Here is a 12696-nt window from a genome sequence, read left to right as displayed (position 1 = left end):
TTATTTTTGATCTTCCACATGTAAATAGTTTTCTACAACTTCCGATTTATTTTTCTTTTCTGTTGGAAAAAAGAAACTAATGGGCCTCGACTTGAAATGATTCCAAATGGAAACTGTGACAAATCGCAATTCGAATAATGAAATAGCTCTAGAACGAAATGCAAGCCCTAGTGAAAGACTAAAACTTACTATAAAGTTAACCAATCCTATAATACCAATCCCAAAAATACCCCAAAATAACATGGAGTTACTTACCGCATAATTAGCACCGTATAAAGCCAGAGCGAGATTTCCGCTTCCAAAAGTGATGTGTCGAATATCAAGATTCAATCCTAAAAACAAACCTATAGAGGCAGTACTTCCCATGAATATTCCAAACCAGAAATTTGAAATAATCCCAGCCCATCTTTTTCTATATAATTTGGCTAATTTAACCGTTCTTTCTTTTCCAAAACTCCTTTTCAGCAAAGGATGTTCTGTGATTCGGAAATATACTTGGTTGTGTTTGTCCCTGTTTGCAATACTTCCGGAGATGATTCCTGATAAAAATAAAAACACTCCGGCAATAGCCGCATGAAGTATGGCTAACGAGTGAATAGGGCTCAAATCAATAAGCAAACCTTCCCATTTAGTTGCAGCAATATTGTATTGTAATGTATAATCAATAGCCCAGATTCCAAGTAGCGAAACCGGAAAAGCCATAATTACATTCCCCACAAAAGCGATAAACTGAGAACGAAATACACGTGCAAAAAGAATAGCAAAAGCTTTGTACTTTTCAGTATCTTTCCCTTTTTTCATAACACCTTCCTCCAGTGCTTTTATTAAAGCTGAAGCTGTCATGGCCGGTTGTTTTGTCGCCAGCGTAAAGCCTAAAAGATAAATTGCAATGAATCCAAAAGCATAATTCATGCTATAAAGAAAAGCATGTCCAAAAAAACTGGTATCAGCTTTAGAAAGCAAAACTTTAATAATGCATAAAATCCCTACTATAAATCCTCCTCCTAAAGCAGTTCTAAACATTTTTAAATACTCCTTACGGCTTTCAGTAATATAATGCTCACCCGTTTTAGCGGTATGTTGCGTTATTTCATAGGAAATGAGTTGGGTGCTTTCGCCAATGAATTTCCTGACATTATTCTTATAGCAATTGTACTTAATTAAGTGTAGAGCCAATGCAATTCCGTTATTTTTTTTATCATTCCCTTTTTCTATAATCAACAACGAAATTAAAAACTTAAGCCGAACTAATTGCTGTCTAATTTTTAATAAATTCTGATTTACACGAAGCGAAATTCCATATTTTGAACTGTTATGAAATGCTTTCTCCACAAAGTCTTCGCATTGCTTATGCAAAACCAATACCTGAGCATAGGACAAATCATCAGACTTAATAAAATGGTTTTCGGAATTTCTAATTCTGTCTTCAATTAGGAATAATTCCTTTTCAAAAGCCGTAAAAGGACTTTCATAATCATCAAATTCCGGCACCATTTTGATAACATCAGTTTCCAAGGCTCGACCACTAATGCGTTGCGTGATTAAATCCATTGCAACTAATACTTCCGATAAAACTGAATTAGGTTCAACACTTTCATAAATTGATTTAAATTTTAAAAGTCCGTATAATTCTTCCAATTGATTAGATGGAATTTTGTTAATCCAAATGGTATCATTCGCTAAATGGAAAACCTGATTCAGTATGTATTCTAAAGTATCTTTTTGAGGCTGGTAGGGTAAAAATTTAGCGAATATTCTTTTTTTTACTTCAAAAATAAAGTCCACATCCTGCAGAATAGCTGCGTCAGAAAGTATTTTATTGAATTTTTTGTCTTTTACTATTTCTTTGAGATAGATTAAAAATTGTTCTCTGCAAGAATCATTTTCATTAAAAAAGGAAATGATTTCCTGTAAATCAACCGTTTCCAGATTTTTAATTTTCAAAGGTCTAATCAGCCTGATTAATTCGATTAAAGGTTCTAAGTTATCCTCTGTTTCACGCCAGGATTGGCTTTCTCCGAAAAACTTAATCAGTAGTGTTGCAGGTGTTGGCTTAGATTTTACTTTGAAAATTGGCATATTAAAATTCATTCGGTTTTTGTAAAAATACAAATCGACGCAATAACTTCCATTAACTTATTCATAAAATAACTGTCATATCGTTTGAACATAGAATTTACTGGATTCCGTTGTTGTGGTTTTGTCATTTCGACGAAGGTGAAATCTCATTAGTTGCTCTCGTTGTGTGATTTCTCCTTCGTCGAAATGACAAATAGACACTGTTTTTATTTCATTACAAAGAAAGCTTAAATGGCATAAGCACGAAAAATAGAAATATTTGATACCTTTGAGTTTCTGGATTAGCCCAGATAGAAGTGGAAATCTTCGATTGAAAAAAACTATTTTTTCTTTTTAAAAAAGAGCGACCCAAGAAGCTCCTTTTTTAAAAATAGGAAAAAAGTTATATGATTGAGAAATTGAAACGAATAGCTGGATAAAGCTCCAAAATATTTATAAAAAATGATTGAAATAGAAAGAAAATTTTTGGTTTTAAACGATTCATTCAAAGCTGAAGCTTTTGCACAAAATCATATTGCGCAAGGGTATTTGAGTTCTGCACCAGAACGCACTGTGCGTGTACGCATAAAAGGCGACAAGGGATATTTGACCATAAAAGGGATTTCGAATGATTCCGGCATGTCCCGTTTTGAGTGGGAAAAAGAAATTCCTGTTGCTGAAGCAAAGGAATTACTATTGTTATGCGAGAAAGGTGTTATTGCTAAAACCCGTTTTGAGATAAAGCGAGGCGAACATATTTTTGAGGTTGATGAATTTTATGGCGAAAATGAAGGCTTGATTGTCGCTGAAATTGAGCTTGATTCTGAAATAGAAACTTTTGAAAAACCAAGTTGGCTAGGTAAAGAAGTGACAAATATCAACCGTTATTACAATGCTTATTTAAGCACTAATCCATACAAAAATTGGTGATTTAATTACTTAATACCGCTATTGTCACTTGCATTCCTCCACTACTTTTATTGGAGGCTATATCCATAAATGCTCGTTTTGAAAGATCAATTTCTCTAGATTTTACAAATGGTCCTCTATCAGTAATTTCCACAATTACAGACTTTCCATTTTTTTCATTGGTCACTTTTACTTTTGTACCAAAAGGAAGTTTTTTGTGTGCTGCAGTATATTTATTATTATCAAATTTCCTCCCGCTTGTAGTCCGTCTTCCATTAAATTTATCAGCATAATAAGATGCATGTGCTTCTTTTTTATAGATTTTAAATTTTCCTAATGAGGTTATTAAAGAATCTATTTTATTTTCTTGCAATTCAATAGTTGCTTTACCCTTCTTGAGTGTATCTTTTTGTGTTGCTGCTTTTTGTTTTTCTGTGATTGAACTTTGGCTGCTGACTAAGCTAATAATTGCAAGTAAAAAAAATAATGTTATTGCTTTTTTCATATATATCGTATTAATTAAATCTATTTTACAAAAACCATACCTAGATAAAAAAAGCCCTATTTCTAGAGCTTTAATTGGTTTTTAAAACCAAATTTTCCATGGAATTCTACTTAAAATAAGCACTAATCCTAAACCATAAAAAATAGAGAAAGTTTTGAATTTTGATTCACTAGCTATTAATTTTTTATGTTTTGACCAACCTATAGTGATTAAAACTATTGCAATAATATTTATTAAAGGATGCTCTAGAGCCAGTAATCTGCTCTCAGTTGTTAATCCTCCCATTCCAACTGCTTTTATCATATTTAATCCATTAGGAGACACGAAATATAAAATCAACCCAACTAATAATTGAGTATGTATTGCTATTAATGCAAACAATGCAATTTTCCTGTCTTTTGAAGTAAAATCTTTTTTAAAAGACATTCCAATAAAGGAATTAACAACTGCAATCACTAATACTAAAAGTGCTAAATAAGCCCAACCTGAATGGAATTTTTGAATAAAATCGTACATAAATAATGTTTTTGTTTTAACAAATATAAGAAAAAAAGGCATAAAAAAAACCCTCATTTCAATGAAATGAGGGTTCCAATATTTTAAACTAAACTAGTTGAACGTATAACGAACACCAGTTTGCATTTGCCATCTTGAAGAGTTAAGACCAACATCATCAACTTGGTTAATACTATTTCCTACAGTAGGATTATAACTAAATGTAGGAGTGTTAGTACCTGTTAATAAACCAACTTGTGTTAACAATTGTACTTGGTCATTACTTGTAAAATATCTTTTACCCCAATTTTTATTTAAAAGATTGGTGAAGTTAAAAATATCAGCAGTAAACTCTAATGTATGTTTCTTTTTACCAATGTTAAAAGTAAATTCTTGAGCGAATTTTAAATCTACAACATGGCTTGTTTTTAAACGGTCACCATTACGCTCAGCATAACCACCTTTTCTACCTCTTAAATACTCATTCCCTTCAATAAAAGCACTTAAAGCATCCCATTGTTGTTGTGGAGTTAAAGTATTTGCAGTAGTAGAAACAAGTCTAATTTCACTTTGAGCAGCTGGAATATAAATTAACGCTGAATTAGAGAAAGTATCCTGCAATAAACGACCAGAATCATTATAAACATAACTGATTGGAGTTCCTTGAGCACCCTCGTAGAATACACCTAATCTAGACTTAGTGAATTTACTCCATTTGAATGTTGCATTACCGTTAGAAATAACTCTTCTTCCAGGATCGAAATCAGATCTTGAGAGCGCTAAATAGTTTGCACCATTAACTGTTTCAGTATTATTCCATTGTGAACTGTTTTGAGAAGAAGTTGCATCAAGTAGAACAGTAGATTTACCGTAAGAATAAGTTCCAGAAATGTTAGCATCAATGAAATCAGATCTGAAGTTTTTAGATAATGTGAAAGCAAGATTGTAAGCAGTACCTTCATCTGTATTTGAAGCAAGATATATTCCTAAATAAGAAGGATCTACTCTGCTGTTTCCATTATAACGAGGTCTTGTATCTGCTCCTGTTAAAGCGCTTGAAGCAGCTTTAATGTTCAAGTTCTCATAAGTGATTGCACTAATGTTGTCATTGTAAGTGATTTCAGATGTCAAAACAAAACCTAATGGTAATTTTTGATCAACAGCAAAACTTGCTTTGAATACCTGAGGTAATTTGAAATCTTTTGCAAATAAATCAACATTACCTCCAGTACGTCCTGAACCTGGACGTGGGAATGATGCCGGAAGCGGTGCAATTTGACTAGCAACACTTGGATTTGGATTGAATGTAGGCATTCCTGTAGGACTTGTTATAGAAATAGCTCCCTGAGAAACACCATTGTTATTGTAAGTACCACCTGGCCACACTAAAGGTAGTCTAGAAGTAAATATACCAAATCCACCTCTAAACTGAGTAGATTTTTTCCCATTAAGGTCGTAATTAAATCCAAAACGAGGTGCAAAGTGAGCAGAATTTCTGATTCCTTTTCCAACAGTCGCTCCTTGTAAATTTTTACCAGCAGCCTGTAACAAAGGTATTGTTCTGTTATTAAAATCAACATTTCCTACTCCGTCTTCCCATACCGGAATATCTACCCTAACACCATAAGAAACTCTAAGACTACTGTTAAGTTTCATATCATTTTGAATGTAGAATCCGAATTGTTTTGTACCAAATTCAGCTGCTCCTTGAGAATCATCACCTTCACCACCAATTAAAGAATAGTTTAATTGAAATCTATTCGGTTTTGCATTGTTTAAGAAATCATTTAAAGTTGCATATCTGTATGATCCAAAATTGTTACCGAAGAAAACATTTCTAGAAGATGAAAATTCATTGTGAGTACCAATAGTTATTTTACTCATTCCAGCATTAATTTCAAAATTATCTGAAATAGTCAATGTTTTTTGACTTAAGAAATTTGCTGTTGAAAAACCTTCAGCTCCAAAGAAAATACTTTGATTAGCACCATCAAAAATCTGTACAGAAGGAAATGGATCTCCAGCTGCATCTCTATCGTCGATTACATTAGTGTAAGCAACAACTAAATTATTTGAAAATTTATTCCCAAATCTTGAATTTAATTCTAAAGCTGTAGAATTAGTTGTAGAATTAAACAACTGACTACCATTTATAAAACTTATTGAAGTTGCAGAAGATCTATTTGGTGAAAAATTCTCCGCCTTTACATAACTGTGTTTTAAAGACAATTTGTGATTGTCATTAATATTCCAGTCTAATTTACCAATGATTTTATCACTTACAAGTGTTCTTACATTATTCTCAAAAGAACCCGGATCATAGCCATAAGAAGCTAGTTTAGTTCTTAATTCTCCAAGTCTATTTAATGATAATCCTGTATAAGTGGAAGGATCAAAAGGCTGTGGTGTTTCATTGTCTTGTTTTTCATAATTGATGAAATAAAACAATTTATCTTTTACTATTGCTCCACCTGCACGAACTCCATAAGTCTGTGCTGAGAAATCAGCTAATTTTTGTCTTCCATTTGCTCCCGCTAACGAAGGAGGTGTTTTTGCTGCTAAATTTTCGTCTCTGTTAAAAAAGTAAGCAGATCCTTCAAAATTATTAGTTCCTGAACGAGTGATGGCACTAATTGCTCCACCAGCAAAACCAGATAATTTTACATCATAAGGAGCAACACTTACTTGAAATTGCTCAATTGCATCAATAGAGATTGGACTTACTCCTGTTTGACCTCCATTAGTTCCATTTGCAGCTAATCCAAAAACGTCATTACTTACAGCCCCATCAATGTAAATAGCATTGAATCTGTTGTTTTGACCTCCAATAGATAACACATCATCACCTCTTAATTGAGCTTGTGGTGTTAGTCTGGCAAAATCTGAAATATTTCTAGATAAAGAAGGCAATGCTTTAATTTTATCTGAATTAATTACTGTTTGAGCTCCAGTTCTTTGTGAATTAAAAGTATTATCTCTTGAAGTTCTTACTACAACTTCTTGTAATTCATTTGACTCTTCTTGCAATACAACTTTAAAATCTTTAGTATCACCTAATTGAAGATAAACATCACTATCTTCAAAAGTTTTAAATCCAACAAAAGTAATTACAATTTTGTACGGACCTCCAACTCTCATATTCGAGATTCTGAAGTTACCTGTACCATCTGTAGATGCAGTGTATCGAGTACCTGATGGAGTGTGGGTTGCAAGAATTGATGCTCCTGGTAAGGTTTGAGAGTCCTTATCATAAACATTACCACTAATAGAAGAGGTAGTGTTACCCTGAGCATAAGCTCCAGAGTTAGCAAACATTAGTACAACTAGAATTAAAAATAATTTTAATAATTTTTTCATATTGTTTAGTTTATTAATATTTGGCAAAAATATAACATTTTTGGTTTAAAAAGTTAACACAACGTTAAGAAAAGCATCTTTTCAAGTAGGATTTTTTGCTTAAATTTATTTTGGGTTTTTTTTAATAAAAAATGTAATTATCATTTATTTTATTAGTTTTTTGTTAATATTTTAACAAAAAAGGCAGAAATAAATTTGAGCAAAAAATAAGGCTATTTTTTAAAAAATTACTAAAACAGAGTAACTTATAAACAAAAAGCCCTGATTTAGGTAAAATCAGGACTTTTGACTTCTTTTAAATATTAAAAAAAGCAATAAATTTTTAAACTATAAAAAATCTTATGAAATTGTAAAAACAAACAGCATAATTTACTCTATTTATTCATCAGAAAATGATTCAATAAATAAGTGGTTGAACTGTCATGATTTTTGACTGTTTTTGTATTAATTTCATCCAAAATAGAATTAGCTAATTGTTTTCCTAATTCCACTCCCCATTGATCAAAACTAAAAATATTCCAGATAATTCCTTGTACAAAAATCTTGTGTTCATACAAAGCAATCAAAGAACCCAACGTTTTTGGAGATAGTTTCTGGATTAAAATGGTATTGGTAGGCTTATTACCTGTAAAAACTTTAAACGGTAAAAGAAATTTAGCTTTCTCCTCTGAAATACCTTGTTTATCAAATTCAGCTTGAACTTGTTCTCCATATTTTCCATGCATCAACGCTTCCGTTTGTGCAAAAAAGTTAGACATTAGTTTATCGTGATGATCATTATCACCATATAAAGGAGTTATAAACCCAATAAAATCTGCAGGAATTAATTTTGTTCCTTGGTGAATTAACTGAAAAAAGGCATGTTGCGCATTCGTTCCAGGCTCACCCCAAATGATAGTTCCTGTTTGATAGTTTACCGGCTTTCCATCACGACCCACACTTTTACCATTGCTCTCCATTGTTCCTTGCTGTAAATAAGGAGCTAATTTCTGCAAATATTGCGTGTAAGGAATTAGAGCTTCACTTTCGGCACCAAAAAAATTATTGTACCAAACGCTCAATAAAGCCAATGTTACCGGCATATTTTTGTCGAAATCAGCTGTTTTAAAATGTTCATCCATTTCATTGGCTCCTTGCAACAATTCATCAAAATTATCGTATCCAACAGCTAAGCTTATTGTAAGTCCAACAGCACTCCACAAAGAGAACCTTCCACCAACCCAATCCCACATAGGGAATACATTATTTGGATTTATCCCAAACTCTGTTACCTTTTGGATATTGGTTGAAACCGCAACAAAATGTTTAGCAATATCTTCTTGAGTAGCTGATTCTAAAAACCATTTTCTGATAGTTTCAGAATTAGTAAGCGTTTCTTGTGTTGTAAATGTTTTAGAAACAATCACAAAGAGAGTCGTTTCTGGATTTAATTTTTTTATAATCTCATTCACATGATCGCCATCCACATTTGAAACAAAATGAACGTTAAGATGATTTTTATAAAATTGTAAAGCCTCAACAGCCATAGCAGGACCTAAATCAGAACCTCCAATACCTATATTAACAACATCCGTGAACGGTTTTCCCGTGTAACCAGTTCTTTCACCCGAAGTAACTTCATTAGTAAATGCTTTTATTTTACTTTTTACTTCATAAACTTCAGAAACCACATTATCTCCATCAACATTAATAACTGCTGATTCTTTGGCTCGCAATGCAGTATGAAGCACCGCTCTATTTTCGGTTTGATTGATTATTGCACCATCAAAATAATCAGCAATAGCACTTTTAAGTCCCACCTCATCCGCTAATTCTAATAATAACTGAAGCGTTTCTTGAGTGATAATATTTTTTGAATAGTCAATTAAAAAATCATTCCATTTCAAATTGAATTTTTCAGTTCTGGTTGCATCCAATTGAAATAATTCTTGCATTGAAGCTTTTTGCATTTCGTTGTAATGCATTTCAAGTTTCTTCCAAGCGCTCGTTTCTGTTGGGTTTATTGTATTTAAAGCCATTTATTAGGTAGTTTGTAGTATTATTTGAATTTGGCAAAAATACTGAAATTAGTTTTAATGCTAAATGAGTTTACGATTATATAACAATTTAGCAGGAAAAACACTAAATAGTGACCATCCCACAATCACCTAAGTGTTTCTATTTTACTGTCAAATAAGTCTTTTCAACTTATTTATAGTTGCAGAATTATAAATTAGCAACACTATCCAATTGAAATTTTAACGGAGTTATCGTTTTAATGTATCGCTCTTTATTTCTTCCGCTCATGGGTTCTCCGGTAGGCAATTTTAATCGCAAAGCATCAACCTGAACACCATTTTTCCAAAATCGATAACATACATGCGGGCCTGATGCCAAACCTGTGCTTCCCACTAAACCGATAACCTGTCCTTGACTTACACGTTGCCCTCGTCTCACTAATATTTTAGACATGTGCAAGTATTGTGTCGAATAGGTTCCGTTGTGTTTCACTTTTACAAAATTCCCGTTTCCGGCAGTAAAACCACTTTGCTCTACAACTCCGCCAGCCGTTGCAGAAATTGGCGTACCGCGTGGCGCTGCATAATCCGTTCCTTTATGCGCTTTCCATCTGTGTTGAACAGGATGAAATCTACTGGTTGAAAATCGAGAGGATATTCTGCTGAATTTTATTGGAGACTTAAGAAAGAAATTTTTTAAGGTTTTCCCATCTTCATCGTAATATTCTATTTTATCTGAGTCTGGATTTTGGGCAAAAGGAAATGCATAAATAATTTTCCCCTTGTATTCAAAAAAGGAAGCTTCCAGTTCTTCCACACCGTCATAAACAGTATCATTTATGAATCGTTCCGTAAAAGTTATCGCAAAACGATCTCCTTTTTTGAGTTTCATAAAATCGATGGAGTAGGCGTAAATTTTAGAGATTTTACTCGCCAATGCTCCTTCAATCTTGGCATTACCTAAGGTTTCTGACAATGACTCTTTCAAAACTCCGCCAATGGTGCGTCGTTTAATCGTAATGGGTTTCGTTTTTTTATAAACAACAACAGCCGTATCACGTAAATCAACTACATAATAGTTTAATGCATCCGGCTGATAGATAAAAACCTGTAAATCATTCTTCTTATTTTTTGACCGAAGCATTGTAAAAGGCTTATCTATTCTGATGGTTCTCACATCAAAAGTATCTTTTACTTTAGCGATAATATCATATACTTCTCGCTCTCCAATATTTTGTCCTTCTAGTAAAGTCCCAAAAGTGTCTCCCTTTTTTATAGTATCCTGAACAACATTAAAATCAGAATATTTAAACCCAAACTCTATCTTTTTAACTGCTGGTTTAATAATTTCTTTTTCTAGAATCTCATCAGATTTATTACAAGAAATCAAAGAAAATAATACTATAATTGCTAATAATACTTGTTTCAAACTATGTTTTTTTATTCAAATTATTTTCCTCCTCCCCAATGCGCCAGTTCTTCTGCCGACCATAATTCCGGAAAAAATATCCTGCGTTGGTATTTTGGATGCATGTACTTTTTCCAGTCACTTCCTCCTGTCGCTTCACCATCACCTTTACCGCTCTGATCTATATATTTCTTTGCAGTATTCAAATGTTGCATTACCCAAGTAATATTCACCGTATGGTCATAATGACGCATTGCTAAAATTAACTCTGGATTTTTTTGATCTAAATCTGGAAGTTGTTTGAATTTTTGCCAAATGTTTATGGTGTTATATTCTTCCATATGATTCAGAAACATCTTCTTATATTTTCTTTCGAATTCCTCTAATAAATACGATTTTTTACCCGTATGATAATCTTTTCCGGCTGCTTGCCAATACAAATGCTCCAATGCAAATTCATAAGGTGTATTCCTGTCTATTGACTCTCTATAACGGTGATCGATAAGATTTATTAGGTCTGTAGAGGAAAATTCTATTAAACGGTATTGTGCGCTTTGAAAACCACTGGCAGGAGTTAGCGTATTTCTAAATTTCATATATTGATCTACTTCCATTCCATCTCCCATAATGCTGAAAGAAGTCGTTAGCATATCAAAATATCGGCTGATTCTCATTAATCTTTCAGTGAAAAAATCAGTTTGAATATTTTCACAATAGGAAATTTGGCGCATTTCCCAAAGTATCATCTTAAATATCAATTCATTCACCTGATGGTACATAATAAAAACCATTTCATCAGGAAGTGTTGTTCTTTGAACTTGAAGACTTAACAATGCATCTGTTTGTATATAATCCCAATACGTAATTGGTTTTGACCATAATAATCCTTCCAGTTGCGTCTCTGTTTTTTGATTTATTGCTTGGTATTTTATTTCAATTTCTTTTAAAATCGCTTCTGAACTATCAATATTATTCATTATTTATTTGTTTTAAAAGGATACTTCAATCCTCTATATGCATCTATATCTGCTTTTATAGAACCTACTGCCAAGCTGGCTTTTATTCTGATTGGTAATTTATTATCGTCATCTGAAATCCAAACGGTAAGACTTTCTTGTTCTTTAAAAACACGTCCCGATTGTACCAAAGGTCTAAAAACCATCGTTGACACCACCCCAAATTTAGTGGTAATATTTTCACGGCCCATAAACTTTAGCTTGAATTTAGTAGTTTCATCATCAAAAAACATATCAATCGCAACTGACTCTCCTATTTTTAACTTATCAATTCCAGGATAATTCCTTAGATAATAGAAAGTAGACAAAATGTCTTGTGTGTTTTTAGGAACGTAAAGTGTTTTCTCTGTTTTATGCTTGTAATCTTTAACAAGGACTTTATTTGTAGACTGATTAAAAAAGCCTTCTTGGTTTTTAGTATACCCGCCTTCATTAATTTTTCGGACAAACTGGTATGGATTTCTGGTATCCTTATCAATATAGCTTTCGTATAAGTCATCTACTTTAAAGAAAAATCGAGACATTCCGGTAGTATATCCTCTACCTACGACATGAAACGTCTTTCTGTTATTTACTGTGGCGTCTTTTACTTCCAATGTGGCATAGCCGGCATTTACTATTCCATAATGAATTCGAAATTTAAACCACTCCCCCACATCATAAGCATCCTCTTTTGGAGAATCAAAACTTACGGTCAATATCACTACAAAGAATAGTATTATTTTTTTCATCATTACTTTATTCGTCAATTTATTGACTCTAATAGCAAATTTTGTTCCAAATATATTAAAACAAAAAAACTCAGTCAAATAATGACTGAGTTTTTATGCTATTAACTAACCAAAAAACTATAAACTATGAAATTTATATGAAATCAGGAAGGAAACCACCCCTTCCCTTTTTGCGAGTGCAAAGGTAGCTAACAAATTCAGTTATTTTAGTGAAAAATAA

The 12696-nt window shown here is 32.7% G+C and carries 9 protein-coding genes; 1 reads left to right on the top strand and 8 read right to left on the bottom strand.

The features are described from left to right. Positions 1-2091, bottom strand: coding sequence for a recombinase (locus QLS31_RS01700; protein WP_282742104.1), 2091 nt, complete (start codon positions 2089-2091; stop codon positions 1-3). Between the two features lie 429 nt (positions 2092-2520). Between QLS31_RS01700 and QLS31_RS01695 the strand changes: the two genes are divergently transcribed. Further along, a complete protein-coding gene (locus QLS31_RS01695; RefSeq protein WP_282742101.1) occupies positions 2521-2988 on the top strand; it encodes a CYTH domain-containing protein in 468 nt (155 codons plus the stop codon). 1 nt (position 2989) lies between these two features. On the opposite strand, the gene QLS31_RS01690 is transcribed toward QLS31_RS01695, so the two are convergent. The 7 genes from QLS31_RS01690 to QLS31_RS01660 form a co-directional block, all read right to left on the bottom strand. Then, a complete protein-coding gene (locus QLS31_RS01690) occupies positions 2990-3472 on the bottom strand; it encodes a septal ring lytic transglycosylase RlpA family protein (RefSeq protein ID WP_282742099.1) in 483 nt (160 codons plus the stop codon). Positions 3473-3553: 81 nt separating this feature from the next. After that, on the bottom strand, positions 3554-3988 hold the full coding sequence (locus QLS31_RS01685; RefSeq protein WP_282742097.1) for a hypothetical protein: 435 nt from the start codon (positions 3986-3988) through the stop codon (positions 3554-3556). 93 nt (positions 3989-4081) lie between these two features. Then, complete coding sequence (locus QLS31_RS01680) at positions 4082-7324, bottom strand: carboxypeptidase regulatory-like domain-containing protein (RefSeq protein ID WP_282742095.1); 3243 nt, start codon at positions 7322-7324, stop codon at positions 4082-4084. A 374-nt stretch (positions 7325-7698) separates the two neighbouring features. After that, positions 7699-9342 carry a glucose-6-phosphate isomerase gene (pgi, locus tag QLS31_RS01675; RefSeq protein WP_282742093.1) on the bottom strand — a complete coding sequence of 548 codons (1644 nt, stop codon included), beginning with the start codon at positions 9340-9342 and terminating at the stop codon, positions 7699-7701. A 187-nt stretch (positions 9343-9529) separates the two neighbouring features. After that, positions 9530-10750 (bottom strand): peptidoglycan DD-metalloendopeptidase family protein, encoded by a 1221-nt coding sequence (locus QLS31_RS01670; protein WP_282742091.1) that lies wholly within the window; start codon positions 10748-10750, stop codon positions 9530-9532. A gap of 20 nt (positions 10751-10770) precedes the next feature. Further along, positions 10771-11706, bottom strand: coding sequence for a tryptophan 2,3-dioxygenase family protein (locus tag QLS31_RS01665; RefSeq protein ID WP_282742089.1), 936 nt, complete (start codon positions 11704-11706; stop codon positions 10771-10773). Further along, complete coding sequence (locus QLS31_RS01660; RefSeq protein ID WP_099716243.1) at positions 11706-12476, bottom strand: DUF3108 domain-containing protein; 771 nt, start codon at positions 12474-12476, stop codon at positions 11706-11708. Before QLS31_RS01660 ends, QLS31_RS01665 begins: the two co-directional genes overlap by 1 nt. Positions 12477-12696: the final 220 nt, after the last annotated feature.

Source organism: Flavobacterium sp. XS2P24, assembly GCF_030010285.1.
Lineage (GTDB): Bacteria > Bacteroidota > Bacteroidia > Flavobacteriales > Flavobacteriaceae > Flavobacterium > Flavobacterium algoritolerans.
The sequence above is the reverse complement of the archived record's forward strand: the minus strand, read 5'-3'. Positions and strand labels throughout refer to the sequence as shown.

Bases quoted from the DNA above. Each gene is read 5' to 3' on its own strand.
- QLS31_RS01700 (WP_282742104.1), bottom strand. From the start codon at position 2,091: ATGAATTTTAATATGCCAATTTTCAAAGTAAAATCTAAGCCAACACCT.
- QLS31_RS01695 (WP_282742101.1), top strand. From the start codon at position 2,521: ATGATTGAAATAGAAAGAAAATTTTTGGTTTTAAACGATTCATTCAAA.
- QLS31_RS01690 (WP_282742099.1), bottom strand. From the start codon at position 3,472: ATGAAAAAAGCAATAACATTATTTTTTTTACTTGCAATTATTAGCTTA.
- QLS31_RS01685 (WP_282742097.1), bottom strand. From the start codon at position 3,988: ATGTACGATTTTATTCAAAAATTCCATTCAGGTTGGGCTTATTTAGCA.
- QLS31_RS01680 (WP_282742095.1), bottom strand. From the start codon at position 7,324: ATGAAAAAATTATTAAAATTATTTTTAATTCTAGTTGTACTAATGTTT.
- pgi (WP_282742093.1), bottom strand. From the start codon at position 9,342: ATGGCTTTAAATACAATAAACCCAACAGAAACGAGCGCTTGGAAGAAA.
- QLS31_RS01665 (WP_282742089.1), bottom strand. From the start codon at position 11,706: ATGAATAATATTGATAGTTCAGAAGCGATTTTAAAAGAAATTGAAATA.
- QLS31_RS01660 (WP_099716243.1), bottom strand. From the start codon at position 12,476: ATGAAAAAAATAATACTATTCTTTGTAGTGATATTGACCGTAAGTTTT.